This is a genomic window from Acetobacter pasteurianus subsp. pasteurianus LMG 1262 = NBRC 106471 (genome assembly GCF_000285275.1).
GTDB classification, from domain to species: Bacteria; Pseudomonadota; Alphaproteobacteria; order Acetobacterales; family Acetobacteraceae; genus Acetobacter; species Acetobacter pasteurianus.
Window position 1 is genome coordinate 44635 of sequence record NZ_CADO01000002.1, and the last position, 25667, is coordinate 70301.

Below are 25667 nucleotides of genomic sequence, written 5' to 3' on the forward strand. Positions count from 1 at the left end.
GCGTAGTAGATACAAAAGCACCGTGAATTTCTTGCTGGCGGCGTTTTTAGAAGGGTGAGGCGTCTAATGCCAGTGTAAATTCATCACACAACGTGTTCGCGCAACACGTAACTGGCTGAAAACCGCCCGCCGCTTCTGTCTGCTGGGTAGGTTGGGGGCGCCACAATGGCCAAATCGGGCCGTGGGGGCAAGGCAGGTTTCTGATTTATTTTGCATGAAGTATGCCGCCAAGGCATTGTTCCGGCCCGCAGGATGACGCAAGAGAGAAAGCATGACGTCAGACAGCTCTGCTTCTCCAGCCCGTCAGGCTCTTGCCTGCGCTGTAGCCCGCACCACCATTGCCCCAGAGGCTAAGGAAGAACACGAAGTTCTCCGCCGCCTTGCCCGTAATCTTGAACCCGGCGCACATGAGGTGCCGGATGAAACCTATCTTCAGGTTTTGTGCCAGGTGCGGCGCAAGCGCTGGATTTCCCGCCTGCTGGATAAAACACGCCGCAGCGGGCGTATCTGGATCAGCCGGGAAGAAATAGAAGAAGCCGTTTCCGGCATTACAGATCCGCAGGCCGGAGATCAGGAACTGGAGCGCGCGCTGGCACCTGTGGCCGAGTCTCGCTTGCGTGGGTATGCTGCAACGCCTCGGGCCGTGTTTGAAACAGTGCAGGCTGACCTGGTGGATACAGGGCGTGTGCTTTCCCCCGATCAGACAGATCTGCTGCTTATGGCCATTGCCGTAGCGTTTGGGCTGCCTGAGGGAGACCCGTTTCTTGAAACAGCCCGGCGGGAGGAGGCCCGCAGGCAGCAGACCGCCAGCAAAATAGAACAGACCGCCCGCCAGAAGCGCGACAAGGAAGAAGCGCAACTGCGGGAATGGGAAGAAAGTCTTGTTCCGTTTGCTGAAGTGCCGCGTCTGCTACGTTGCTCCCAACGTGAGGCTTTGCGCTGGATTGCAGAGAATCGTCTGCCAGTGGCCAGAAAGGTGCGCGAAGCCGGCGGACGCGAGAAGTGGGAGTTTGACCCCGCCGCATTGGTGGCCTTGCGTGGCAAGCTGGGAGAATGGCGGAAAGATAATGGCCGCGGGACAGAATTTGGTGGCCCCAAAACGGCACCAGATATGGGCCGCAAGGTTGCCAATTCCGTTATTGCCCGTGTGGCGGCCCTAGACCGATATGCTGCGCATTTTCGTACTGCTCGCGCGCTTAACAGGCAGATTACCCTTGTTACGGGGCCAACCAATAGCGGCAAATCCTATACGGCTCTGAACGCACTGGCGCAGGCTGAAAGTGGTTTGGCTCTGGCTCCGTTGCGGTTGCTGGCGCACGAATTTCGTGAAGCACTGGCTTCCAGAGGAGTCGAGGCCTCTCTTTCTACGGGTGAAGAACGGATTGTGGTGCCGGGCAGCAAGCATCTGGCAGCAACGGTGGAAATGTGCCCGTTTTACAGCCCTGTAGATGTAGCGGTTATTGATGAAGCCCAGATGCTGTTCGATACAGACCGTGGCGCCGCATGGACAGCCGCCATTATGGGGGCACCTGCACGGCATTTGTATGTATTAGGCGCGCCAGATTGTATTCCCATGGTGCGGCGTATTGCCGAACTGTGTGGTGATCCACTGGATGAAATTTCTCTGGAACGCAAAAGCCCGCTGCGGGCGGCATCGCATCCTGTGCGGTTGGCAGATCTGGGGTCTGGGGATGCGCTGATTGCGTTTTCTCGCCGTGAGGTTCTGGATTTGCGTGCTGCTCTGCTTCAGCACGGCAAGCGTGTAGCCGTGGTGTATGGGGCGTTAAGCCCGGAGGTGCGGCGTGCAGAAGCCCAGCGTTTTAATGATGGAGAAGCCGATATTCTGGTGGCCACAGATGCCATTGGCATGGGGCTTAACCTTTCCATCAAGCGCGTGGTGTTTGCGGCCCTGAAAAAATATGATGGCCGCCAGACGCGTGATCTGACCGTGCAGGAAGTAAAGCAGATTGGCGGGCGTGCAGGCCGTTTTGGTAAGCATGAAACTGGCGTTGTTGCGGTTCTTGCTGGTGCGGGCAGCCCAACCTTTATTCGTCGGCAGTTGGAAGCAGACCCTGAACAGCCTGATGATCTGCGGCCATATGTGCAGCCTGATGCCGATATCGTAAAAGCTGTAGCTGCGGAAATTGGCTCCCAGAGCCTGTATGGTGTTCTTTCACGTATTCACCGTGCCGTGCTGCGTAAGGATGACCCGAATTACCGGTTGTCAGATATGGAGCAGGCTTTCGCCATTGCCTCTGCTCTGGAAGGGGTGGAAGGGCTGGATCTGACAACGCGCTGGTCTTACGCCATGTGTCCGGTCGATGACCGAGATAATGGCATCCGTCGTCTGGTAGGTTGGGCCGCAGACCATGCGGCAGGGCGGCGCGTGCTTCCGCCGGGAACGGGCCGCTTGCCCGCGAGTGAGAGGGCTGGGCGTGAAGAACTGGAACGTGCTGAAAAACGGCACAAGCGATTGGTGGCATGGCGCTGGCTGGCGCTACGCTTCCCCGAAATCTACCCGGATCGGGAAGAAGCAGAAGATACCACACGCAGACTGAATGACTGGATTGAAAGCGTATTACGGCAGCAGAGCCGTACACGCCGTTCCACTCGTTTCTGAACATAGAAAGGGGGCGTCGTCCTGTTTGTGAGACGACGCCCCCTTTTTTAGATTTTTACCAGCTTGTGCCGGTCAGCCTTTCAGAAACATCCCATAGGCGTGCGGCAGTACTGCCCTTGCGCGCAGTAGGGGGAATATGGGCTGGCCCCGGTGGGCCACGCCTTTCCTGATGCCCTTGTGGGCCGTAGTAATCTCCATCTCGGGCGGAGGGGGAAAGTGCTGCGTATAAAATAGGTTCAGCCCCATGCGCAGCAGATTGCCCCATAACGCGCAAAATCATACCACCCCAAAACTGCTCAATACGCCCTAGCGGAGCAGGCAGACTAGCTGCTTGCCCATTGGCAATAATGGATGTGCTGGCCCAGCCGGGATGTGCGGCGCGTGCGTGTACATTCCACCCTTGTTCACCCGCCCGGCGCGCCAATTCCATGGCAAAAAGCAGATTGGCCAACTTGCTTTGCTGATACGCCCCAAAAGGGCTGTAGCGATAGCGGGATTGCAGATCATCAAACTGAATATGGCCCTTGCAGGCTGCCAAACTGGCAACACTTACCACCACACCGCCGCCCGGAGCATTTTCCAGCAAATGCCGCAAATGGGCTGTTAGGGCAAAATGTCCGAGATGATTCACGCCAAACTGAAGCTCAAAACCGTTTTTGGTTTCCTTGCGGCGTGTTGGGGCCATAACGCCCGCGTTGTTGACCAGTAGATTCAGCCGGTCTGTGTATTTTGTAGCAGCCGCTGCGCATTCCGCGACAGACTGGAGTGAAGAGAGATCTAGCGGCAAAGGAATAATCTGTGCCGTTGGGCATTCCGCTTTGATGCGGGAGATAGCTTCACGCCCACGTTCTGCATGCCTTACAGGCAACAATAAACGTGCACCTCTGTGTGCAAGCCCCAACGCAACCTGAAAGCCCAACCCACTGTTGCCACCGGTTACAAGGGCAACTTGCCCTTTCAGATCAGGCTGGTTGTGGTTAACGCGCCATGCTCTGCGCCCTGTCATGAGGGAAGAACTTTCAGGCGTTCATCCTGCTCGGCTGCTTTCATGGCTTCCTCCGTCAGACGTTTTTCATTGCGCTTGATGAATATGGACAAAGACCCGATGACAATACAGGCCACCGCCCCAAAGGCGATAGCCAGCGGTCCGGAAAGCCGAAGGATCTCGTTCCCCAGCAGGTAGGCAACAAGTGTGTAACCCCCAGCCCAGAATATGCCGCCAAGCGCGTTATGAAACAAAAACGTATGCCACGGCATATGGTTCGCTCCGGCCAGCAGGGCTACAAACATACGCAGCACGGCAATAAACCGGCCAAAAAACACAACCGGGCCACCGTGTTTGAGAAAAACGTAGCGCCCCAGCAAAAGGCGCTGAGATGTTAGGCCAATTTTGGGGCCATATTTTTGCAGCATACGCAGTCCAACAAGATGGCCAATCAGATAGCCAAAATTGTCGCCCATAATGGCACCCAGCACGCCGGCCAGTGCTACGCCCTCAATGTGCAGCTTGTGCGTTGTGGCACAAAACAGCGCTCCGGTAATAAGCAGGCTTTCTGCTGGCAGCGGAAAGCCCATGCTTTCTAGCATTACCACAACCCCTACCACCCCATAACCGTATTGGGCGAAAAGGCTGCTCAGGTAATCTACCGAAAAGAAATTGTGCAAAGAGTGTAACAGAACAGAACATCCAATTTAGACAGAGCACGAGACTGCTCACGGCAGAAACCGTTCAGGTCCTGTTGTGTCAAGCATTCTGCGTAAGAGCGTATGCAGCAATGCTTAACACGTGCGGTGTCTGGGTGCATGTTTTTCTGGATGCAACTGCCGGAATGGTAAAAAATACCAGCATGAATAACACACCTCCTCTTTCTTCTTCTGTCATGCCAATGCCGTGTGGCACATGGCCTTCCCCTGTTACGCCGGATCTGGTGGCGGGAAAGACACTGTCATTTTCCGAGGTACGGGCTGTAGAAAATACTGTTTTCTGGCTGGAACGGCGGCCGGCAGAAGCTGGCCGTTCTGTGCTGATGCGTTGGACACAGGCAGAAGGTGCCTGTGAGGCACTGGAACCAGATACAGATGTGGCAACTCGTGTGCATGAGTATGGCGGTGGCGCCTATGCCGTGAAAAGCGGAGGTATTGCCTATTCCGATAAACGTACAGGAAGCGTGTGGCTGCGTAGAGAAGCAGAAACTTCGGCTGTTTTTATGGCTGGAGAGATAGGGCTTCGGTTTGCTGATCTGCGGTTTGACGTAAGTTCTGAAACAGTGCTTGCCGTGCGGGAAGATCACCGAGAAGCAGGGGAAGCCAAAACTGCACTGGTGGCGTTGCATGCTCAGGGCAACAAAGCGGGCACGGTGCTGAAGGTTGGAGCAGATTTTTATGCGGCTCCGGCTTTGTCACCAGATGGAACATTGTTGGCGTGGGTTGAGTGGGATCACCCCAACATGCCGTGGGATGCCACACGCCTGTGCCTTGCCCGTGTTCAGCGTAATGCTTCGGGGGACATCTGCGGTATTGGAGATGCACGTGTGCTGGCGGGTAAACAGACAAGCGAATCGCTTATAGAGCCGCGTTGGACATCTGATAGACAATTGCTTGTTTTGTCTGATCGTTCAGGAAGCTGGACGATATGGAACGTCAATTGGCAGGAAAGTAGCCCAACCTTATCCCGCTATCCTGCTCCAGAAGGTGAAGTCGGGCAGCCAGCGTGGGTGTTTGGGCAGAGTAGCTATCAACTGCTCAAAAATGAGGGCTGTCTGGTTTTGGCCGTTACGCAGGGCCAAGCAACATGCTGGATAAAACCGGATGGTGTATCTGAATATCGCATCTTCCATGCCAAACCGGACCAATGCCCTGTTCCCTTGGCCGATGGGCGTTTTGCCTGGTTGCAAGCGCCGCCAGATGCTCTGCCTTCTGTTGTGGTGGGCACGCCCGAGAAGGGGGCAGAGGTTATTTTGCAGCGTTCATCGGCAGAACAACTGGATGTTGCAGATATTTCCATACCCGAATCGATTCGTTTTTCAGTGGATGGGGAAGATGGTTTGAAGGGGCACGCCTTCTTTTATCCTCCAACCAACCGCCATGCTTGTGTGCCAAAGGGTGAGCGTCCTCCCATGATTGTACAAGTGCATGGAGGACCAACTGCGCGGGCGCAGGAAGGATTATCCTTTAAAATCCAGTGGTGGACGTCTCGCGGGTTTGCTGTGCTGGATGTGAATTATGGTGGGTCTACCGGATTCGGGCGCGCGTGGCGGAATCGTCTAAAAGGTCAGTGGGGTGTGGTGGATGTGGCAGATTGTCTGTCTGCCTGCCGTGCCGTTGTAGAATCGGGGCGGGTAGACCCGAATCGTATCGCCATCCGTGGTTCCAGTGCAGGCGGCATGACTGTGCTGGTGGCGTTAGCTGTTTCAGACATATTTGCGGCGGGGGTGAGCCTATATGGCGTAACCGACCTGCGTGCCTTGGCGCAGGAAACCCATAAATTTGAAGCACGCTATTTGGATGGTCTAATTGGCCCGTGGCCAGAAGCTGAGGCACTATATCTACAGCGCTCTCCAATTTCTGTTGCCGATCAGATTCGTGCGCCTGTGCTACTGTTGCAGGGAATGGACGATAAAGTTGTGCCGCCAGAACAGGCATATTCCATGGCCAATGCTTTGAAAGCCGTTGGAACGCCGGTGACTTTACAAGAATTTGAAGGGGAAGGGCATGGCTTCCGCAAGGAAGCGACTATCCGCGCTGCCTTTGCTGAAGAATTGGCTTTTTATGCCAAGGTGTTTGGATTTGCTGCGCAGAACTAAGCGTGGAAATAAAAAAGGCTGAAGGAGCAAATGTCCCTCAGCCTTTTTTACGGTTTAGTTTGTATAGCGTGGTTTGTAAGTCAGGTTTTCAATCCACGCCCGAATGTCTTTGGGGCGTTCCACCGTTGCTGCGTTTTTATCAAAAATAAACTCAGCAATGCGTGTGGCGGAGGTGATGGACACTTCCAGAATATCGCTTTGTGGCGGGAACAGCCGGCCCCGTTCACGCGCTGCCGGATCTACCTGATCTGCCAGAGCCTGTGCGGCTTCAATCACCATTTCATCCGTAATCAGCTTGGGGCAGGTGGCATACACAGCCAGACCCAGAGCAGGGAAGATGTAGAAGTTATTAGCCTGCCCCGGATAGAACGTACGGTCATTATACGTCACTTCTGGGTACTGTAGGCCTGCAGCAAAAAGCGCACGCCCTTTAGACCATTCATAGGCCTGCTCAGCCGTGCATTCCCCATTTTTCTGCGGCAGAGAAAGCGGGAAAATAATGGGGCGTTCGTTCAGCTTGCTCATTTCTTCCACCACTTCTTGGGTGAAAGAACCGCCAGCGGTGGAAACACCAATCAGCACTGTGGGTTTAACAGTTTTGATCATGCCCAACAGGTCACGCGATGGTGGAAGATCCTTGGCGAACCGTTCCTGTTCGGGCAGCAGATCAGTGCGTGAGGTTTCTAAAAGACCGTTCACATCCATTAACGTAATGCGGTCAATGGCTTCTTGTTCAGATAGCCCTTCCTGTTTCAAGGCGGAAACCAGCATATCGACAGTACCAATGCCGGAAGAACCCGCCCCCAAGAACAAGAAGCGTTGCTGGGTAAGCGATTCGTTCTTGATTTTCAGTGCTGTAATCAGACCGGCCAAAGTTACAGCCGCTGTGCCTTGAATATCATCGTTATAGCACAGCACACGGTCATGATATTTTTTGAGGTAGCGTAGGGCATCCGTGCCCTTCCAATCCTCAAAATGGATACAGCTTTGCGGGAAGACTTCCTGCACGGCCTCAATAAATTCTTCTACAAAAGAATCGAGTTCTTCTATCGGGGGTGGTTCACGCCGCAGGCCCAGATACAGAGGGTCAGCTCTTAAGGCGCTGTTTGTGGTGCCAATATCAAGCTGCACGGGCAAAAGCGAATCGGGGGGCACTGCGCCGCAGGCTGTATAAAGGTCCAGCTTGCCAATGGGGATGCCCATGCCGTTTACGCCAATATCACCAAGCCCCAAAATACGACCGCCTGTGGTCACACACATGAAGCGCACATTATCCATAGGCCAGTTTTGCAGCACATCCTTAATACGGCCACGCATATCCAGGCTGATATACATGCCGCGTGGGCGGCGGTAGATGTGGCTGAATTGCTGGCATACGGCGGCCAGCGTGGGCGCGTACACAATGGGCACGAATCGGGCAGGATTAGACATCAAAACCTTGTAGAACAGGGTTTCGTTCTGGTCGCGCAAGCCGCTCAGATAGATATAGCGTTCCAGATTGTTGGGTTTGGCCTCAAGATGGCGGTGGATACGTTCTACCTGCCTATCTAGGTTTTCAACCTGTGTGGGTAATAGTCCTTCCAGCCCATAAAGGCGGCGCTCTTCCTCGGTAAACGCCGTGCCCTTGTTCAGGTGCGCATTATTAAGAAGGGCCATTCCTCGCAGTTGGGGCGTGGAAGCAGAGGGCATGATAACTCCATGAGTTGTGAGGCCAAGGGCGGGATTACAGCGGTTTTTTATGCAGAGGGGAAGAGTGCAAACAGCAAGTCTGGGTTAAGGCAATAAAAAAGGCGGCACCAAGGCCGCCTTGAGTTCTTTCAGATAAAAAAGCTGATTTTACAGCTTTTCCACCTGATTGTATTCCAGATCCACTGGGGTGGAACGTCCGAAAATGGAGACGCTGACTTTCAAGCGGCCTTTTTCTTCGTCCACTTCCTCAATCACACCGTTAAAGGATGTGAACGGACCATCTGCCACGCGAATCTGTTCGCCCACTTCGAACGAAACGGCAGAACGAGGATGCTGCACACCTTCTTCTGTCTGCTTGATAATGCGTTCGGCTTCAGCAGCAGAAATAGGGGTAGGGCGGTTTCTGGTTCCCAGAAAACCCGTAACCTTTGGGGTGTCCTTGACCAGATGCCATGTTTCGTCAGTCATTTCCATTTTGACGAGCACGTAACCGGGGAAGAACTTGCGTTCCGTATTCACCTTCTGGCCACGACGCACTTCAATGACTTCTTCAGAAGGCACCAAAATTTCATCAATATGGTCGCTCAGGCCCTTCTGTTCCGCTTCTTCACGGATGTGCTGGGCAATTTTCTTTTCGAAGCCCGAATAGACGTGAACCACATACCAGCGCTTGGCCATGTCGTTAGCCTCCCAGCCCGAAAAGTTGACGCACACCGAGACCGATCAGCTGGTCAACAAAAAAGAAGAAGATGGATGCCATGCCTGCCATGGCCAGAACGGCGCCCGTGGTTACCAAGGTAGCACGGCGGGTGGGCCATGTGACCCGTTCCGCCTCGGCACGCACATCATGCAGGAACTTACCGGGACTGAACGACACGAACCACCCTTTCTACACTGCACGAAAACCGGATGTTTCTCCGGTGGCAGTCCTGAATACACCACACATTCCGCACAGGATTTCCGCGTTGAAACTTAGAAAAACAAGGCGGAAACTACGGCGCAGAACCTGCAATCTTGAACCTGGCAGGGGTGGAGGGTCTCGAACCCACAACCTCCGGTTTTGGAGACCGGCGCTCTAGCCAATTGAGCTACACCCCTACAGCCTGTCTGCCGTAGCTGGATCAATGCTATAACGGATAACCGTCAGCCTGACCAGCCACTTAACAGCAGCCTTTGCAGGTGGCGGAAGAAAATATGTTGTGGGCTTAAAGTCAAGAGGCAAACAACAAATGTCTGCCCTTTTTTGGTGTGTGGTTAAATTTTTTCTCTTCAAACTTGCAAAATGTCGTCTTTGCAGTTAGTGGTAGAAACATATGGAGTATGCGGGCATAGCATAGTGGTAATGCAGTAGCCTTCCAAGCTACTGAGGAGGGTTCGATTCCCTCTGTCCGCTCCATCTTCCTTTTCCCAAAAATTTTAAGCAGACCAAAATCCTTCATCCTATCAGTGGATGCTGAGGGTGAGTTTTTTATTACGTGTCTGGCGTCTTTTTGTGTTTCGTGGTTTGTGGTGATTTATGGCCTGTTTTTGCGCGCTTTTGGTGGCACAAATGGGTGTGGAATTAAAAATGGCGCGTCAGGGATGTTGCGTGGGGCTGATGAGCATGCTAGAGGCCGCGCCGATGGTTGCGTGCTGTAAGACGTTTAACGGATAAGCCGCGGCACCGTCAGAGTTTGTTAGTGTGGAATGCCGGCGCGCACAGAAGGAAAGAACCAAAAGAGTGGTGGCCTCGGGCGTAACGACAGCACAACCGGTTGCTTTTGCTTCCAATGGTCTTGAAGGCCGTTATGCAACGGCGCTTTATGATCTTGCAGCCGAACAGCGCCAGTTGGATGCAGTGCTTGATGAAGGTGCCGCTCTTGCGCGCCTGATTGATGAAAGTGCGCCTTTGCGCACGGTCCTGGAAGACAGGCGTCTTGATATCCTTGTATCTCGCAAAGCCGTTTTGGCTGTGCTTGAGGCGCAGGGGTTCGGGCAAACTCTTCGTAATTTTGTGGGTGTTGTGGCTGATAACCGCCGCCTGCCTGTTTTGCGCCGGATTCTGGCTGCGCTAGATGCGCTGGTCGTTTCCCGCCGGGGGGAAGTGGTGGCAGAAGTTGCTAGCGCTTATCCGCTTACGCCTGAGCAGCGTGCCCAAGTGCAGGCACGGCTGGCGGAAGCCGGATACTCCCGTATCAATATTCGCGAGCGTGTCGATTCCTCCCTCCTCGGCGGTTTGGTCGTGCGGGTGGGGGCAAAGCTTTATGACGCCAGCCTTAAGACTCGCCTGTTTCGTTTGCATTACGCCATGAAGGGAGCCGCGTGATGGAAATCCGTCCCGCAGAGATTTCGGATATCCTCAAGCAGCAGATTGCCTCGTTCGATAAGGAATCTGATGTTGTCGAAACCGGCACGGTTCTGTCTGTCGGAGACGGTATTGCCCGTGTGTTCGGCCTGCAGAATGTAATGTCAGGCGAACTGGTGGACTTTCCGACCGCCGGTCAGAAGGGCATGGCCCTGAACCTGGAAAGCGATAACGTCGGTATCGTTATTTTCGGTGATGATACCAACATCCGTGAAGGTGACACTGTTACCCGTTCTGGCATGGTGGTGAGCGTTCCCGTTGGTAAGGGACTGCTTGGCCGCGTTGTTGACGGTCTGGGTAACCCGATTGACGGCAAAGGCCCACTGACAGACGTTGAACTGCGCCGCGCTGAAGTGAAAGCGCCTGGCATTATGCCGCGTCAGTCCGTGCATGAACCGATGCAGACAGGCATTAAAGCCATTGACGCCCTCGTGCCAGTTGGCCGTGGCCAGCGTGAACTGGTGATTGGTGACCGTCAGACCGGTAAAACCACCATTCTGACAGATACCATTCTTGCCCAGAAAACCGTGAATGATGAAGGTGACGACAAGAAGTCACTTTACTGCATTTACGTTGCTATCGGCCAGAAGCGTTCCACGGTTGCACAGCTTGTGCGTCTGCTGGAAGAAAAAGGCGCGATGAAATATTCCATCGTCGTTGCCGCCACCGCATCTGATCCGGCTCCGCTGCAGTATCTGGCTCCTTATGCCGCTTGTGCGATGGGTGAATATTTCCGCGACAACGGTATGCATGCCCTGATCTGCTACGATGACCTTTCCAAGCAGGCTGTGGCTTACCGTCAGATGTCCCTGTTGCTGCGTCGTCCGCCAGGCCGTGAAGCTTATCCGGGTGACGTGTTCTTCCTGCATTCCCGTTTGCTGGAACGCGCTGCGAAGATGTCTGATGAATATGGCGCAGGTTCGCTCACGGCTCTGCCTGTGATTGAAACGCAGGCTGGTGACGTTTCCGCCTATATTCCGACGAACGTTATTTCCATTACAGATGGTCAGATCTTCCTTGAAACCGACCTGTTCTATCGCGGTATTCGTCCTGCGGTGAACGTGGGTGGTTCTGTGTCTCGTGTAGGTTCTGCTGCACAGATCAAAGCCATGAAGCAGGTTGCAGGTAAGATTAAGCTGGAACTGGCGCAGTATCGTGAAATGGCTGCGTTCTCTCAGTTTGCATCTGACCTTGATCCGGCAACCCAGAAGATGCTGGCACGTGGTGCTCGTCTGGTTGAGTTGCTGAAACAGAGCCAGTCTTCTCCGCTTACCGTTGAAGAACAGGTTGTTGTGCTCTTTGCCGGCACCCGTGGTTTTGTTGATGGTATTGCTGTCGATAAGGTTGTGAGTTGGGAACGTGCGCTGCTGAACGATGTGCGCAGCGCAGGTAAAGATATTCTGGATACCATTAAAAAGGAAAAGGCCATTTCCAAAGATCTGGAAGCGCGCCTGACAGAATACCTAACAACCTTCAACCGCAACTTTGCCGGCTAAGAGGGTAGAATCGTCCAATGGCTTCCCTGAAGGAACTCCGCGCGCGTATCGGAAGTATCAAATCGACACGGAAGATCACGAGCGCCATGAAAATGGTGGCGGCTGCCAAGCTGCGGCGGGGGCCGGCCAGTGCGGAAGCCGCACGTCCCTATGCAGCGGCCATGCGCCGCATGCTAGGTGAGCTTGCTGCTGCCACAAAAGGTGAGGACGGTGGTCCGCGCCTTTTGGCAGGCACAGGTCAGGATAAGGTGCATCTGTTGGTGCCCTTGACCAGTGACCGTGGGCTTTGTGGCGGTTTTAACTCCAATGTGCATCGCTTGACAGTGCAGACAATCCGCCGCCTTCAGTCTGAAGGTAAAACGGTAAAGTTGCTGCCTGTTGGCCGCCGTGCATTCAACTTCTTTTCTCGTGATTATGCTGATCTTATCATTGATAAGGTTATTGGTGTTAGCGGTAAGGAAGTGCCTTTTTCTGCTGCCAGCAATCTGGGTGAAAAAATCAACACCCTGCTGGAAGCAGGAGAAATTGATGTCTGCTCCCTAGTGTTCAACAAGTTTAAAAACGCGATGACACAGGTGCCGACATGTCAGCAGCTGGTGCCCATGGTTATGGATGAGGCAGAAGAAAAACCTGCTGCGGCATCTAATGATGTGGCTCTGTATGAATTTGAACCAGATGAAGCAACGCTGCTGGAAATGCTGCTGCCGCGTAATCTGCAGGTTCAGATTTATGCTTCGCTGCTTGAAACCGCAGCGGGCGAAAACGGTGCCCGTATGACGGCAATGGATAACGCAACGCGTAATGCTGGGCGTTCCATTGATAGTCTGAGCAAGGTTTATAACAGAACCCGCCAGACAAACATTACTAACGAATTGATCGAAATCATTTCGGGCGCACAGGCTGTCTGAGCCCGCTCGTTTGCCCCGCAGGAGCTGACCCATGTCGGATACCACAACCCAGACCCAGGCCCCTGCGGCCACGAAGACCAATGCAGTTGGCCGCATTACCGAGATTAAGGGCCCGGTTGTTGACGTGCAGTTCGAAGGTGAACTGCCTAAAATTCTGAATGCCTTGCACGTCAAGCTGGGTGATCAGACACTGGTGCTTGAAGTTGCCCAGGAAATTGGTGAGCACGAAGTGCGCTGCATTGCCATGGACAGCACAGACGGTTTGGTCCGTGGTGCAGAAGTGGCTGATACAGGCGCACAGATCACTGTGCCGGTTGGCCCGGAAACACTTGGCCGTATCCTGAACGTTATTGGTGAGCCGATTGACGAAAAAGGTCCGATCCCGACCTCTCGTCGCGCTCCTATTCACCGTCAGGCCCCTGCTTTTGAAGATCAGGTAGCCGCATCAGAAATTCTGATGACCGGTATTAAGGTTGTTGATCTGCTCTGCCCCTACCTTAAGGGGGGTAAGATCGGCCTGTTCGGTGGTGCAGGTGTAGGCAAAACCGTTATTATTCAGGAACTGATCAACAACATCGCAAAGGCGCACGGTGGTGTGTCTGTGTTTGCTGGTGTTGGTGAACGTACCCGTGAAGGGAACGACCTGTATTACGAAATGCAGGATGCTGGCGTTATCAAACTGGGTGAAAACGGTTCTACCGAAGGCTCTAAAGTGGCGCTTGTGTTCGGGCAGATGAACGAACCGCCGGGTGCACGTGCTCGTGTTGCTCTGACGGGTCTGACACTGGCTGAATATTTCCGTGACGAAGAAAATCAGGACGTTCTGTTCTTCGTTGATAACATTTTCCGCTTTACGCAGGCTGGTTCGGAAGTGTCCGCTCTGCTGGGTCGTATTCCTTCTGCCGTGGGTTATCAGCCTACACTGGCTACGGAAATGGGCGCCCTGCAGGAACGTATTACGTCCACCAAAAAGGGCTCTATTACATCTGTGCAGGCCGTGTACGTGCCAGCCGATGACTTGACTGACCCTGCTCCAGCCGCAACCTTTGCTCACTTGGATGCAACTACGGTTCTTAACCGTTCAATTGCAGAAATGGGTATTTACCCGGCAGTGGATCCGCTGGATTCCACATCTCGTGCTCTGGACCCGCAGATCGTTGGTCAGGAACATTACGATGTGGCTTGTGAAGTGCAGCGTATTCTGCAGACCTACAAATCCCTGCAGGACATTATTGCCATTTTGGGTATGGATGAACTGTCTGAAGACGATAAGCTGATCGTGGCACGTGCCCGTCGTATCCAGCGCTTCCTGTCTCAGCCGTTCCATGTGGCAGAAGTGTTTACAGGTGCACCGGGTAAGCTGGTGTCCGTGGCTGATACCGTGCGTTCCTTTAAAGCCATCTGCGCTGGTGAATATGACGATCTGCCAGAAGCTGCCTTCTACATGGTAGGTTCTATCGAAGACGTTGTTGCCAAAGCAGAAAAAATGAGAGAGTCGGTTTAATAGCCGACTTCGGGAAGGAGCGCGTTCATGCCGATCCAGATTGAGATAATCAGTCCTGAAAAGGTTCTGGTGTCGCGTGAAGTAGATATGGCTGTTCTGCCTGGTATGGAAGGTGATATTGCCGCCATGCCAGAACGGGCACCCATGATGCTTCTTCTGCGTGGTGGTGTTGTTGCCCTGTATGACGGGGATACAGTGAAGGATCGCTACTTTGTTGGCGGTGGCTTTGCAGACATTACTCCCACACGTTGCACCGTATTGGCTGACAAGGCTGTGCCGGTAAGCGAAATTTCTATCGATAATGCAACAGCTCAGCTGGAAGCATTGTCTGAAGCTTGGGATCAGGCAGATAAAACGGATACAACCCGTTTGAGCGTGCTGCAGGATCAGATTCAGGCTGTACGTGCTGAAATCGAGGCTGGTTCTCCCACCAGCTAAGATTGTTAGAAGTGTTATAAAAAAAGCCACCTATACGGTGGCTTTTTTTATGCCTCATTAGCCGCGGCCACGGTAGGTGGGTACATCTTGCGCGGGCACCCATACGCCTGCGGGTGGTTCTCCTGTTTGCCAGAATACATCAATAGGAATACCGCCGCGGGGGTACCAATAAGCACCTATTCTCAACCAGCGTGGAGCTAACCTTTCAACAAGGGTGTTCGCAATCTGGATGGAGCAGGCTTCATGGAAAGCACCGTGGTTACGGAAGCTCGTTAGATACAGCTTCAGTGATTTGCTCTCTACAATCCATTTATCCGGCACATAATCAATAACAATATGGGCAAAGTCCGGCTGGCCGGTAATGGGGCAAAGCGATGTAAATTCTGGTGCAGTAAAGCGCACTAGATAGTGTTTGTCTGGATAAGGGGCTGGCACGCGCTCCAGAATAGCTTCTTCTGGGCTTTGTGGTGCAGCAACCTGCTTTCCAAGCTGGGTTAACTGGTCACGGCCATCATCGGCTGGGGTCATTTTGTGCTCCTGCACATGTGGTTTTTTGCAGATGTTCCGTGCCTTGGCTCTTTCGTCAAGTTTCACGTGTAACGTTTGGTCACTTCTTTTTCTAACGGTCTGGATGTAAGAAGAAAAACATGGCCAGATCAGCAACCCCTGAATTCCCTCCCGCGCGTCTTATTTCCTCTACTCAGGAGTTAGAGGCGGCTCTTGCACCCTTTCATAACGAAAGCTTCGTAACAGTTGATACGGAGTTTATGCGGGAGCAAACATACTGGCCAGAACTCTGTCTGGTTCAGATTGGCGCGACCAATGATGTCGTGCTGATAGATGCGCTGGCAGACGGTATTGATCTGACCCCACTGAAAAATCTCTTTGCAGATACGGCAGTGCTGAAGGTGTTTCACGCTGCCCGGCAGGATCTGGAAATTTTTCTGCACCTGTTTGATGCCTTGCCGACTCCCCTTTTTGATACGCAAGTTGCAGCGATGGTTGCCGGTTTTGGGGATCAGGTTGGGTATGACAGCCTGGTTGGTTCCTTAACCGGACATATGATTGATAAAAGCCATCGCTTTACAGATTGGTCTGTGCGGCCATTGTCTCCTGCCCAACTGACATATGCTGCGGGCGATGTAACGTGGTTGCGGCTTGTTTATGAGCGGCTTGTTAAAAAGCTGGAGCAGGAACAGCGTTTGGATTGGGTTGCGGCTGAAATGGCTGAACTGGAAGACCCCGCCACATTTCGCCCGGACCCAGAAAAACAGTGGGAACGTTTGCGCGCACGTACTAACAACAGGCGTATGCTTGCTGTTTTGCGTGCCATTGCAGCTTTGCGTGAGCGTGAAGCCCAGCGCGTGAATGTTCCGCGCCAACGACTGGTGAAAGACGAAAGCCTGCTGGAAATTGCGGCAACGACTCCAGCTACAACCGAAGCTTTAATCCGTGTGCGTGGTGTTTCTCGTGGGTTGGCAGAAGGGCGTACGGGACAGGCCTTGTTGCAGGCTATTAAACAGGCACAGGCTTTGCCAGATTCGGAGCTACCACGTTCTCCCCGCAGCAAGAGCAAAGATACACCAAGGCCCTCAGCATCGCTGGTGGCATTGTTGAAGGTGCTTTTAACATCTTGCTGTGAAAAGCATGATGTTGCCCCGCGCTTGGTGGCATCTGCAGATGATCTGGATGCCTTGGCGCTTGATCCTTCTCAGCCTCATGCTGTGCTAGCTGGATGGCGGCGCAAGGTGTTTGGTGAAACAGCACAGGCTTTGTGCGAAGGGAAAATAGCTCTTTGCGTAAAGTCTGGCCGCGTTGTGGCTATTCCGCAGAATACGGATGTAGCTTCTGCTTAAATAGCAAAGCAGAAGCTACAAAATCGTTAGGCTTAAAAGCCCATTTCTTCCCAGAGGTTGGAAAGTGGGCGTGCGCCGTAGTGTGAGATAATTTCAGAAGCAGCAACGGAAGCCAGACGGCCACATTCTGGCAATGTGCGGCCAGATGTCAGGCCCGCCATAAAGCCGGCTGCGTAGGCATCCCCAGCGCCAGTTGTATCCACAACCTGAGTTGGCACGGGGGCAACCTTGGTCATCTGTCCATCATGCAGCACAACGCTCCCCAAACCGGAGCGTGTGAGCGCTGCAAAGGTTGTGTCCTGCGCGGTATGGCGTGCCGCAACGTCAAAGTTTTCTGTTTCATACAGAGCGCAGATTTCATCTTCATTTGCGAAGAGGATGTCCACATGGCCTTTCACCAGATCCAAAAAGGCCTGACGGTGGCGGCCAACGCAGAATGGGTCTGAAAGGGAAAGGGCCACTTTACGCCCTGCTGCGTGCGCCAAAGCTGCTGCGCGGCGGAATGCCTCCTGCGCATGCGGTGGGTCAAACAGATAGCCTTCCAGATATACAATGCTGGAGTCTGCAATCATGTCTGGCAGCACGTCTTCTGGTGTAAAGCAGGTGCATGCGCCCAGATAGGTTGCCATTGTGCGCTGCCCGTCTGGTGTTACCATAACAATGCAACGTGCTGTTGGCAGATTATCAAAAACCTGCGTGTTCAGCGGTGCAGATGGAAAGGTAATGCCATTGCCGCGCATATCTTCGGTAAACTGCTTGCCAGCATCATCACGCGCAACTTTGCCCAAATAAGCAACACGTGCGCCAAACTGAGCCGCCACAACGCAGCTATTTGCCACAGAACCGCCACCCATAATCTGTTCTGGAGCCAGAAGGGCCTGCAATGTGTTGGCCCGGTCTGCATCAATCAGCGTCATGCTGCCAGAGGTCAGGCCTTGTTTTTGCAGAAACGTAGGTTCCACACGGGCAAGAATATCCGTAATGGCATTACCAATGCCGAGGATGTCATATTTTACATCTGAAACAGTCATGATAACGGAAGATTTTCCTGAAAAATTTCATATACCAACTGTTTCGCTACAGTGCTGCCATAAAAAGGGCAACACTAGGGCTTATGGAGTGCTTGCCGCAGAACCGCCTGGCTGTATAAGAAAATGAGCACATGGCGAGACGGTTTGATGCGGACGGGTGCCTGAGCAGTGGGGCCTGTCCAAGAGTGAACAGCCAGCAAGGCGGGGGATTTTCTTGTTTAAAAGACGTAAGCCCGAAGATAATCGGCCATCTGAGCAGTCTGGTTCCGCCAGTCAGGCGGGCGCGCAGCGTTCCGCTGGCGGGTTTGGTTCCATTTTTTCTTCTAATCCAGCGGGAACGCCAGCAAAACCTGCGCCCCGCCCTGAGACAGATACAGTAAAGGAGACCTCATCCATGGGTCGTGCGCCTCTTCCTTCCGGTTCCCCCCTTCCTTCCGGTGCGGGCATGCCGCCATTTCCTGGTGCGGCAGCTGCGCGTGGTATGCCGCAGCAACCTCAGCAGCCTAAAAAGGATGAGCCGGAACAGCGCACTTTGGTGGTTGGGCGTGGCATTAGCGTGCAGGGCACCGTGCAGGACGCAGAACGCCTTGTGGTTGAAGGCACTGTTGAATCCAGCATGATTACAGCCAAGGAACTGGTGGTTAAGCCCGGTGGCCTATTCCGCGGTGGTGTAGAAGTGGAAAATGCCGAAATTGCTGGCACCGTTGATGGCACGCTGACGGCACGTGGTAGCCTGACACTGCAGGGCAGTGGCCGCTTGCTTGGCAAGGCTGCTTGTCATCGTCTGAAAGTTGAAGATGGCGGCCAGATTACCGGTCAACTGGAAATGCTGAGCGGTGATTCTGCTTCCAAGTCTTCTTCAGCCACGCCGGCACCAGAAAAGCCAGCAGCAGCCGAAGGCTGATTGTAACGCCCCTGACTTGCCCCTGAAGGCCGACTTTATAAGGCCCTCAGGGGATGGGGTTTATATTATTTTAGAATAATAATTTAGGCGACGTTATCGCGCCTATCGCGCAGCCTGACATAGGCAATCTGCGCATGTTCCTCACAATATGGTTTACCCGGTATTGGGGTGGCACCACAAAAGTGGAAGCCCGGTGTGCCAGGGTCTCCGATTGGCCAGCAGCAAGATGGGCCGCGGCGTTTTTGTGGTTCCGGGTCAGAAATGCTGCGTAAAGGTGCCTTGGGCTTGCTTTTGCTTGAAGCTGCAGGTTTTTCCTTTTTTGCGGGTTTTTCTTCTGCCACAGGGGCAGCCGCAGTTGCGGCCGGGGGGGTAGAACGTGCAGGAGCAGGCGGCGTAGGTTGCTGTTTTTCCGTTTCACCCGTAGGGGCAGCTTCGGCCTGTTTTACAGGCTGGGCAGGAGTTGCCGTTTGTGCCGTAGTAGGAGTTGCCGCTGCAGGGGCTTCGGTTTTTTCTGCTGTTTTGGGCTTGGCATTACGCCGAATGGGGGATGGCCGTGCAGGCAACCCCAAGCGATGCGCCTTTCCGACAACCGCATTTTTGGTGATGGAAAGACGCCTACCAATTTCTGCCGTTGAAAGACCTTCCGCCCATAATGCCTTGAGCTGGGCGATAATTTCTTCGGTCCACTCCATTTACGGCCACCTTACTATAAATATTGCATCGTTCGCGGGGAAAATACCACGCTTTCAGTCGCGGATATATTACGGTGATGCCCGTTTCATCTCAAGAAGAAAGCCTGCAGGACAGGATGCACCATAAGAATAAGTTAGGTATGGCGGTTAGTCCTGCTTGTTTGGCGTGTTCTCTGTTCCCAGCAAATCATCTGTCAGCGTGATGGAAGATTGGGTGGGAGGAACAAGGTGCAGAGGTTTGTGGCTAAAGGTTTTCCAGCCAACAAACAGAATGATAGCCAGAATGGGAATACAGGCCACAGAGAATGATCCTGTTGGGTAATCAAACGCCATAAGCACAATAATGCTGCAAAAGAACAAAATGGTTGCCCAAGATGTAAATGGCGCACCCGGCATGGCAAATCCGGTAGGAGCAATGCGGCCTGCGTTGATGGCTTGCCGTAGTTTGATCTGGCTGAGCAGGATAAAGCACCAAGTGCTGATAATTCCCAGAGAAGCCAGATTGAGAACAATTTCAAAGATTTGCGAAGGCAGCAAATAGTTCAGAAAAACGCCAACAAGGTAGATGCCAACGGTTGTGAGAATGGCAGCAGAAGGAACGGACTGCTTGCTCATATGTGTCAGATAGCGCGGGGCGGAGCCATTTAGCGCCAGTGCGCGTAAAACACGGCCTGTAGAATATAAACCAGAGTTCAGGCTGGAGAGTGCTGCCGTAAGCACCACGATGTTCATAATGGAATCTACGCCCGATATACCCAGATGGGAGAAGAACGTCACAAATGGGCTGGTGCCAGCCTGATAGGCAGACCAAGGCAGAAGAAGAACCAGCAGAGTAACTGTGCCAACATAAAAAATGGCAATGCGCCACATTACGTTATTGATGGCCGTGGGCAGAACGGTGCGCACATCCTGACATTCACCAGCAGCAGTGCCGATCATTTCTATACCTGAATAGGCAAAAATCACCCCTTGTGTGAGGGCCAATGCAGGCAGAATGCCATGAGGAAACAGACCGCCATGCTGTGTAACTAGGCTGAAACCGGTTGTGTTATGATCTACAGGCACACGCAGGCCCAAAATGGCGCTTCCGATAATAAGAAAGAGAACCAACGCGACAATCTTGATAAGGGAAAACCAGAACTCCATTTCCCCAAACCATTTCACGCCAATCAGGTTCATGCCGGTTATGAGTAAAAGCGCCAGCATGGCAAATACCCATTGGGGCATGTGCGCAAAAGTGCCCCAGAAATGCATGTAAAGCGCTACGGCGGTAATATCGACAATGCCTGTCATGGCCCAGTTGAAGAAAGACATGGCGCCAGCAATGTAAGATGCCTTGGGGCCTAGAAATTCCAAGGTGTAGGAAACAAAGCTGCCGCTGGTGGGGCGATACATCACCAACTCACCCAAAGCGCGCAGCATGAGAAAACAGAAAATCCCGCATACCAGATAGATCAGGGCTAACGAGGGCCCCACGGCTTGCAGGCGTCCACCCGCGCCTAAAAACAAACCAGTGCCAATAGCGCCACCAATGGAGATCATCTGGATCTGCCGTTTATTGAGGGCGCGATGATAACCTTCTGCTGTATGTGATGGCGTTGTGTGCGGAGTGGAGGTTTTATCAGGCATACAAACATTCCATGCAGATAGAAATTCTGTATTTTCACAATAAATTGAAAATACAGAATCAATTTATACAGAAATGCAAAAGGTTATCTAAGTTCTTGCATATCAACCGTTATTTTAACGCAACATATAAAATGTGTGCTGTCAATCCGGCTTATAGGCAGGGCTTTATCCTACGGAAGATTTGAGAAAATTTTGCCGTGTGAAATATCCAGCCCGAATTGTTCACCTTCGGAAATTTCGGTTGGCATTGGTGTTGTAATATCAAGCGCCCTTTGCGTGGTTTGCACAGCATAATGATACAGCCCATTGGGGTTGCGGCTGCGAGAAAGAATATGAGCCATCCCTTTGCCGCTTATAAATTGCACATCGCAGGGGCGGATAAATACGATTGTTTTTCCGTTCTTTTCACTTACTGGAAATGGCAGGGCATCAGTATCTTCAGGAATAAACTGCCCATCCTGTATTTTCCCCGCAAATTCGAGTGTCTCACCCAAAAACTGCATAACAAACGGTGTTTGTGGAGATGTGTTGAGCGTCGTGGCATCAGCATCCTGCACAATGCGGCCATCCTGCATGACCACCAGCCTGTCAGCAATATCCAGAGCTTCTTCATGGTCATGCGTAACCAGAATGGTTGTAAGGCCCAACTTGTCATGCAGTTCTCGCAACCAGCGGCGGATGGTGCGGCGTACAATCGGGTCCAACGCTCCAAATGGTTCATCCAACAAAAGCAGTTTTGGTTCTGTGGCAAGGGCACGGGCTAGAGCAACGCGTTGCCGTTGGCCTCCAGAAAGCTGATCTGGACGAGCATCTGCCAAATGGGGAAGCTGAATAAGTTCAAGCAGATCCTGCACGCGGGCTGTAATAGCTGCGCGATCTGGGCGCTGCTTGCGTGGCAAAACATCAAGCCCAAAGGAAATATTGCGCGCTACACTCATATGCCTGAACAGCGCATAGTTCTGGAATACAAAGCCGGTTTTGCGTTTTGGAAGATCAGAATGACCAATCGGCAGGTCATCAATCAGCAGTTGTCCTGCATATACCGGGGAGAGGCCACCAATGGCACGCAGCAAAGATGTTTTGCCTGCACCAGAGGGGCCAACCAACGCAATAAAGGCACCGTCTTCAACTGTCAGATTGATATTGTCCAAAATCTTACGGGAGGAACCAGGAGCATATTGTGTAAAAGAGTGCAGGTTAACGCTCATGAAGGCTGTTTCCTAAAAGAATGCTCAAATAGTGTGCGAAGCAGAACTGTGCTCATGGCACATAGGGCAAGAAGTGCGGCCATGCTGAAGGCGGCTACTGTTTGGTATCCATTGTAAAGTGTTTCGATATGCAGCGGCATAGTTTCTGTCACACCTGGGATATGGCCTGAAACAACAGAAACAGCGCCAAATTCACCAATAGCGCGGGCAGTGGTAAGCAGAATGCCAGAAAGTAGCGCCCAGCGGGCATCTGGCAGAGTGACCTGCCATAAGGTTTGCCAGAAATTCGCACCCAGCAAAAATGCTGCTTCTTCTGCATCGCGGCCCTGCTGTTCCATATAGGGCATAAGAGTGCGCGTGACGTAAGGAAACGTTACAAACAGGGTGGCCAATACAATGCCGGGTACGGCAAAAGCAATTTGCATGTTATGGGCTGCTAACCAGTTGCCCCACCAGCCTTCCTGCCCAAACAGCAAAAGCCATATCAGGCCAGCAATGACGGGGGATACGCTGATAGGCAGTTCTATCAGCATGATTAGAAAGCGCTTGCCCGCAAAGGAGTATTTTGTCAGGCACCATGCCGCAGCAATACCACCGAGAGTGTTTGTAACGGTAACAATTACAGTAACAAACGCGGTTAAGCGGATAGCAGCAAGAGCATCCGGTTCCAGCAATGCAGATACGGCAGCAGACAACCCTTGCCTCAGAGCTTCTGTAAAAATAAGCACAAGTGGCAGCAGAAGCATAAGCAGCACAACTGCGTAACTGCACCCACACAGAAGAAAACGGCTTATGGAAAAGCGTGCGGTTGTCATTTTGTCTCTTCCATAATCAGACCGCGTGAAGCGCGCAGGCGCAAGAAGCTTACACCCCCAAGACAGAGCAAGGCGGTAAGCAGCAGCATGACAGCAATGGTGGTTGCGCCAGAATAATCGAATTCCTGCAGGCGCATGACAATGAGCAGAGGTGCAATTTCACTGCGGAAAGGTTGATTACCTGCAATAAAGATAACGGAACCATATTCACCAATGCAGCGTGCAAAGGCTAACCCAAAACCGCTTAATGTTGCCGGCAGAATAGCAGGAAGAATGACGCGGTAAAATTTCTGAAAAGGCGTTGCCCCTAGCAAGAAAGCGGCTTCTTCCACTTCAGATGGAAAGTTTTGCAATACAGGTTCAATGGTACGCACAAGAAACGGAAGGCCCACAAACATGAGGGCAATGACAATGCCGGTTGGCGTAAAGGCTACTTGTAAACCGGCATGTGCCAGCAGCTTTCCCATCCAGCCATTGGGGCCGTACAAAGTGGCCAGCGTAATACCTGTGACAGCTGTGGGGATAGCAAAAGGCAGATCAATGCATGCATTGATAATTTTGTAACCTGGTGGACGCAGCCGCACCAATGTCCACGCCAACAGAATGCCTAAAGGCAGATCAAGCAAAGCCGCAAACAGTGCACAACCAAAGCTAACCCGAAAGGCCGCAAATACCCGGGGATCATGCAAGGTTTGCAAAATGGCAGCCGTACCATCCTGCCAAGGGCGCAAGAGAAGAGCCAGCAAGGGTAGAATAACAAGCAATCCTACCCATAAAAGCGTAATGCCAAAGGTAAGCGGAAAGCCGGGCAGAGTATGGCGGCGCAGAAAAAACATAGGCAAGCAGATAAATCCATCGTGGCGGCACGTTATACGTATGATTTGTTTTGAAAATGGAATATGCCCTGGGGCATACTCTGCAGGTCAAACCATGTTGGGTCTTCAGAGCCTTTCCTTACGCTGAATGTTATTAAAACCTATCCTATCGCTGGAAATAACAAAATACGAAAAATATACGTGCTAAAAATTTTCTGCGATTCTCAGAGGCAGTGTCTGCCGAGGCAAAAATTTTTCCGAACAGAAAATTTTTGTTAATGCATTGATTAAAAAAACAAAAATCAACATGCTTAAATTTTTGTTGTTAAAAAAAATAACCATTTTTAATAGTTTATTATTGCGCGGTTGTGTGTTTGCCCATAATGTCTTTCAAGTCACAACGCAGCAGAATCACAAAGGGTGATGTGCATGTATCCGGTTTGTTTACGAATGTGCTGCGCGGCTCGATGTCGTGCTGCTAAGGCGTTTGAATATACGTCTGTATTCTTTTTCTGATCTGGCCGGATAATCAGTTTGCCGGCTGGGTGTGTTCTTTATCCAGAGGCATTAAAATGCTGGAATCTCAGATTGTCGAAGTGAATGGTACTTTTTTGGGTACTGTTATTTTGGAGGCAGACCGTTCCACGCGTCGTTTCTATGCGGCGCATGAAAGCGTAAAATCTTTACATAACAGCAGATTTACGCAGACAGATAACCCAATCCTGTCTGTTACATGCGTGTTCCGTCGTGGGAACCAAGGGCGGGGTGGAATGCGCACCTAAAAAACAGGTTTTTCGTGTATTGAAACAACCTGATTGATCTATTGGGCACATGCAGAAATAAAAGCCTTTCCAAACAGTGTTTTATGTTTTGACAGGAAGGGTTTCTGCAAGCTAAATAGTTCTCGGTTCGAAATAATATACGTAAAATCGTATTCAAGTAAAACAACAAGTATTTCCTATGTGGGTTAAAAACAACCAATGTGGTTGTTGGGGGCGCTTAATGACTGGTTCCGTTCGCTCTGGTTTTTTGCTGACAACAGCCATATCAGGTCTGTTTTTTCCGTGCGTATTACATGCAGAAACATCAGAAGCTGAAGTTGCGGCTCTGCGGCGTGAAATGGCCATGATGCGGCGTGACATGCAGGGTGAAATCCACCGCCTGCAAATGCGCGTTTCACGATATGAGCATGTTGCACAAAGTAAGGGCAACAATGCCAAGGTTGCATCCCGCACCACGCATCCGCATCTTGTGGCCGCTGGAGCGGAGGAGCCTCAGCCTGTGTTTGCAGAAGAACCTTCAAATCCTGTGCATCATGGCCCCCGCACCGGTTCGGAAGGTCACCCGGCTTTGCCTGAAGGTCCTGTTGCTTCATGGGCGGAATTTAAAGCTGCTTCAGCAAAGGAAGAAACAGTCCATATTGGTGGCATTCAGGTTGGTTTTCCTAAAGGACGTCCAACCATTGCTTCGGATGATAAAGCCTACGCATTTTCTATTGGTTTGCTGGCTCAGGAAGATGTTGGGGGATTTTTTGGTATGTCCCCACGCAATGGGGAGGCCAAAGACAATTTCAATTCACTCACACAAAATGCACGTCGCCTACGGCTCTATCTTTCGTGGCGGTATAAAGATTGGGTTGTGAACGTTACACCAGATTTTGGATCCAGCAGTGTTGATGGAACGGTAGGCCTGTTTGAAGCAAACCTGAACTATACAGGATTACGAAATACAACGCTGACAGTTGGGTACTTCCAGCCGCGCATGGAAGAAGAAAGTGCGGAACGTTCAGGCGCTTTCGAGTTTCTGGAACGTCCAACTATTGTGGATCTGGTGCGTAACCTTGCTGGTGGCGTGGCACGCTTTACGGCGTGTCGTCAGTTAAGCCCTGAGAGTGGCACGTGAGGGTTGTAGTTTG

General features: G+C 52.2%; 23 protein-coding genes and 2 tRNA genes. 12 read left to right on the plus strand and 13 right to left on the minus strand.

What is annotated here, in order from left to right:
- Positions 1–271: 271 nt before the first annotated feature.
- The gene (locus tag APA10_RS00645) at positions 272–2620 is read left to right on the plus strand and encodes a helicase-related protein (RefSeq protein ID WP_003629807.1); all 2349 of its coding nucleotides are present in this window, start codon (positions 272–274) and stop codon (positions 2618–2620) included.
- 55 nt (positions 2621–2675) lie between these two features.
- Here the strand turns inward: APA10_RS00645 and APA10_RS00650 are convergent, their stop codons facing one another.
- Positions 2676–3626: an SDR family oxidoreductase gene (locus APA10_RS00650; RefSeq protein WP_003629806.1), complete on the minus strand. Its 951-nt coding sequence runs from the start codon at positions 3624–3626 to the stop codon at positions 2676–2678.
- A complete protein-coding gene (locus APA10_RS00655) occupies positions 3623–4285 on the minus strand; it encodes a DedA family protein (RefSeq protein ID WP_035365854.1) in 663 nt (220 codons plus the stop codon). The genes APA10_RS00650 and APA10_RS00655 overlap by 4 nt, the downstream gene beginning before the upstream one ends.
- A 110-nt stretch (positions 4286–4395) precedes the next feature.
- Between APA10_RS00655 and APA10_RS00660 the strand changes: the two genes are divergently transcribed.
- Positions 4396–6423, plus strand: coding sequence for a S9 family peptidase (locus tag APA10_RS00660; RefSeq protein ID WP_003629804.1), 2028 nt, complete (start codon positions 4396–4398; stop codon positions 6421–6423).
- A gap of 54 nt (positions 6424–6477) precedes the next feature.
- Here the strand turns inward: APA10_RS00660 and APA10_RS00665 are convergent, their stop codons facing one another.
- From APA10_RS00665 to APA10_RS00680, 4 genes are all read right to left on the minus strand, one after another.
- Entirely contained in the window at positions 6478–8112 is a 1635-nt protein-coding gene (locus tag APA10_RS00665) for an NAD-dependent malic enzyme (protein WP_035365853.1), read from the minus strand.
- 147 nt (positions 8113–8259) lie between these two features.
- Positions 8260–8790 carry a transcription termination/antitermination protein NusG gene (gene nusG / locus APA10_RS00670; protein WP_003629802.1) on the minus strand — a complete coding sequence of 177 codons (531 nt, stop codon included), beginning with the start codon at positions 8788–8790 and terminating at the stop codon, positions 8260–8262.
- Positions 8791–8794: 4 nt separating this feature from the next.
- A complete protein-coding gene (gene secE, locus APA10_RS00675; protein WP_003629800.1) occupies positions 8795–8989 on the minus strand; it encodes a preprotein translocase subunit SecE in 195 nt (64 codons plus the stop codon).
- A 144-nt stretch (positions 8990–9133) separates the two neighbouring features.
- A tRNA-Trp gene (locus APA10_RS00680) sits at positions 9134–9210 on the minus strand.
- Positions 9211–9434: 224 nt separating this feature from the next.
- Here APA10_RS00680 and APA10_RS00685 point away from each other — a divergent pair.
- The 6 genes from APA10_RS00685 to atpC all read left to right on the plus strand — a co-directional run bounded on the left by APA10_RS00685 (position 9435) and on the right by atpC (position 14802).
- Positions 9435–9508: transfer RNA gene (locus APA10_RS00685), tRNA-Gly, on the plus strand.
- A 285-nt stretch (positions 9509–9793) separates the two neighbouring features.
- On the plus strand, positions 9794–10417 hold the full coding sequence (gene atpH, locus APA10_RS00695) for an ATP synthase F1 subunit delta (protein ID WP_373862302.1): 624 nt from the start codon (positions 9794–9796) through the stop codon (positions 10415–10417).
- The gene (gene atpA, locus APA10_RS00700; RefSeq protein WP_003629794.1) at positions 10417–11952 is read left to right on the plus strand and encodes a F0F1 ATP synthase subunit alpha; all 1536 of its coding nucleotides are present in this window, start codon (positions 10417–10419) and stop codon (positions 11950–11952) included. The genes atpH and atpA overlap by 1 nt, the downstream gene beginning before the upstream one ends.
- A gap of 17 nt (positions 11953–11969) precedes the next feature.
- A complete protein-coding gene (locus APA10_RS00705) occupies positions 11970–12860 on the plus strand; it encodes a F0F1 ATP synthase subunit gamma (RefSeq protein ID WP_035367292.1) in 891 nt (296 codons plus the stop codon).
- Positions 12861–12891: 31 nt separating this feature from the next.
- Positions 12892–14364, plus strand: a complete 1473-nt coding sequence (atpD, locus tag APA10_RS00710) for a F0F1 ATP synthase subunit beta (RefSeq protein WP_003629791.1) — start codon at positions 12892–12894, stop codon at positions 14362–14364.
- Positions 14365–14391: 27 nt separating this feature from the next.
- Positions 14392–14802 carry an ATP synthase F1 subunit epsilon gene (gene atpC, locus APA10_RS00715; protein ID WP_003629790.1) on the plus strand — a complete coding sequence of 137 codons (411 nt, stop codon included), beginning with the start codon at positions 14392–14394 and terminating at the stop codon, positions 14800–14802.
- Between the two features lie 57 nt (positions 14803–14859).
- Here atpC and queF read toward each other — a convergent pair whose 3' ends face one another.
- Entirely contained in the window at positions 14860–15330 is a 471-nt protein-coding gene (gene queF / locus APA10_RS00720) for a preQ(1) synthase (RefSeq protein WP_035362188.1), read from the minus strand.
- Positions 15331–15449: 119 nt separating this feature from the next.
- Between queF and rnd the strand changes: the two genes are divergently transcribed.
- A complete protein-coding gene (gene rnd / locus APA10_RS00725; RefSeq protein WP_003629785.1) occupies positions 15450–16658 on the plus strand; it encodes a ribonuclease D in 1209 nt (402 codons plus the stop codon).
- 32 nt (positions 16659–16690) lie between these two features.
- On the opposite strand, the gene APA10_RS00730 is transcribed toward rnd, so the two are convergent.
- Positions 16691–17689, minus strand: a complete 999-nt coding sequence (locus APA10_RS00730) for an adenosine kinase (protein ID WP_003629784.1) — start codon at positions 17687–17689, stop codon at positions 16691–16693.
- 157 nt (positions 17690–17846) lie between these two features.
- On the opposite strand from APA10_RS00730, the gene APA10_RS00735 reads away from it, so the two are divergent.
- The gene (locus APA10_RS00735) at positions 17847–18593 is read left to right on the plus strand and encodes a bactofilin family protein (protein WP_080587100.1); all 747 of its coding nucleotides are present in this window, start codon (positions 17847–17849) and stop codon (positions 18591–18593) included.
- Between the two features lie 83 nt (positions 18594–18676).
- Here APA10_RS00735 and APA10_RS00740 read toward each other — a convergent pair whose 3' ends face one another.
- From APA10_RS00740 to cysT, 5 genes are all read right to left on the minus strand, one after another.
- Positions 18677–19285 (minus strand): GcrA family cell cycle regulator, encoded by a 609-nt coding sequence (locus tag APA10_RS00740; RefSeq protein WP_003629780.1) that lies wholly within the window; start codon positions 19283–19285, stop codon positions 18677–18679.
- A gap of 147 nt (positions 19286–19432) precedes the next feature.
- A complete protein-coding gene (locus APA10_RS00745; protein ID WP_003623714.1) occupies positions 19433–20914 on the minus strand; it encodes an amino acid permease in 1482 nt (493 codons plus the stop codon).
- A 170-nt stretch (positions 20915–21084) separates the two neighbouring features.
- A complete protein-coding gene (locus tag APA10_RS00750; protein ID WP_003631067.1) occupies positions 21085–22122 on the minus strand; it encodes a sulfate/molybdate ABC transporter ATP-binding protein in 1038 nt (345 codons plus the stop codon).
- Positions 22119–22937, minus strand: a complete 819-nt coding sequence (locus tag APA10_RS00755; RefSeq protein ID WP_003623711.1) for a sulfate ABC transporter permease — start codon at positions 22935–22937, stop codon at positions 22119–22121. Before APA10_RS00755 ends, APA10_RS00750 begins: the two co-directional genes overlap by 4 nt.
- Positions 22934–23773, minus strand: a complete 840-nt coding sequence (cysT, locus tag APA10_RS00760; RefSeq protein ID WP_003631068.1) for a sulfate ABC transporter permease subunit CysT — start codon at positions 23771–23773, stop codon at positions 22934–22936. Before cysT ends, APA10_RS00755 begins: the two co-directional genes overlap by 4 nt.
- A 551-nt stretch (positions 23774–24324) precedes the next feature.
- Here cysT and APA10_RS15290 point away from each other — a divergent pair.
- Together APA10_RS15290 and APA10_RS00770 are read left to right on the plus strand one after the other, a co-directional pair.
- Positions 24325–24534 (plus strand): hypothetical protein, encoded by a 210-nt coding sequence (locus APA10_RS15290; RefSeq protein WP_003631070.1) that lies wholly within the window; start codon positions 24325–24327, stop codon positions 24532–24534.
- A gap of 220 nt (positions 24535–24754) precedes the next feature.
- Complete coding sequence (locus APA10_RS00770) at positions 24755–25654, plus strand: porin (RefSeq protein ID WP_250697603.1); 900 nt, start codon at positions 24755–24757, stop codon at positions 25652–25654.
- Positions 25655–25667 lie beyond the last annotated feature (13 nt).

Excerpts from the sequence above, each read along its gene's own strand:
- rnd (WP_003629785.1), top strand. The coding sequence starts at position 15,450 with ATGGCCAGATCAGCAACCCCTGAATTCCCTCCCGCGCGTCTTATTTCC.
- APA10_RS00665 (WP_035365853.1), bottom strand. The coding sequence starts at position 8,112 with ATGCCCTCTGCTTCCACGCCCCAACTGCGAGGAATGGCCCTTCTTAAT.
- APA10_RS00660 (WP_003629804.1), top strand. The coding sequence starts at position 4,396 with ATGCTTAACACGTGCGGTGTCTGGGTGCATGTTTTTCTGGATGCAACT.
- APA10_RS00705 (WP_035367292.1), top strand. The coding sequence starts at position 11,970 with ATGGCTTCCCTGAAGGAACTCCGCGCGCGTATCGGAAGTATCAAATCG.
- APA10_RS00755 (WP_003623711.1), bottom strand. The coding sequence starts at position 22,937 with ATGACAACCGCACGCTTTTCCATAAGCCGTTTTCTTCTGTGTGGGTGC.
- APA10_RS00770 (WP_250697603.1), top strand. The coding sequence starts at position 24,755 with ATGACTGGTTCCGTTCGCTCTGGTTTTTTGCTGACAACAGCCATATCA.
- atpD (WP_003629791.1), top strand. The coding sequence starts at position 12,892 with ATGTCGGATACCACAACCCAGACCCAGGCCCCTGCGGCCACGAAGACC.
- APA10_RS00645 (WP_003629807.1), top strand. The coding sequence starts at position 272 with ATGACGTCAGACAGCTCTGCTTCTCCAGCCCGTCAGGCTCTTGCCTGC.
- APA10_RS00745 (WP_003623714.1), bottom strand. The coding sequence starts at position 20,914 with ATGCCTGATAAAACCTCCACTCCGCACACAACGCCATCACATACAGCA.
- APA10_RS15290 (WP_003631070.1), top strand. The coding sequence starts at position 24,325 with ATGCTGGAATCTCAGATTGTCGAAGTGAATGGTACTTTTTTGGGTACT.
- APA10_RS00740 (WP_003629780.1), bottom strand. The coding sequence starts at position 19,285 with ATGGAGTGGACCGAAGAAATTATCGCCCAGCTCAAGGCATTATGGGCG.
- APA10_RS00650 (WP_003629806.1), bottom strand. The coding sequence starts at position 3,626 with ATGACAGGGCGCAGAGCATGGCGCGTTAACCACAACCAGCCTGATCTG.
- APA10_RS00750 (WP_003631067.1), bottom strand. The coding sequence starts at position 22,122 with ATGAGCGTTAACCTGCACTCTTTTACACAATATGCTCCTGGTTCCTCC.
- cysT (WP_003631068.1), bottom strand. The coding sequence starts at position 23,773 with ATGTTTTTTCTGCGCCGCCATACTCTGCCCGGCTTTCCGCTTACCTTT.
- atpA (WP_003629794.1), top strand. The coding sequence starts at position 10,417 with ATGGAAATCCGTCCCGCAGAGATTTCGGATATCCTCAAGCAGCAGATT.
- queF (WP_035362188.1), bottom strand. The coding sequence starts at position 15,330 with ATGACCCCAGCCGATGATGGCCGTGACCAGTTAACCCAGCTTGGAAAG.
- APA10_RS00730 (WP_003629784.1), bottom strand. The coding sequence starts at position 17,689 with ATGACTGTTTCAGATGTAAAATATGACATCCTCGGCATTGGTAATGCC.
- nusG (WP_003629802.1), bottom strand. The coding sequence starts at position 8,790 with ATGGCCAAGCGCTGGTATGTGGTTCACGTCTATTCGGGCTTCGAAAAG.
- atpC (WP_003629790.1), top strand. The coding sequence starts at position 14,392 with ATGCCGATCCAGATTGAGATAATCAGTCCTGAAAAGGTTCTGGTGTCG.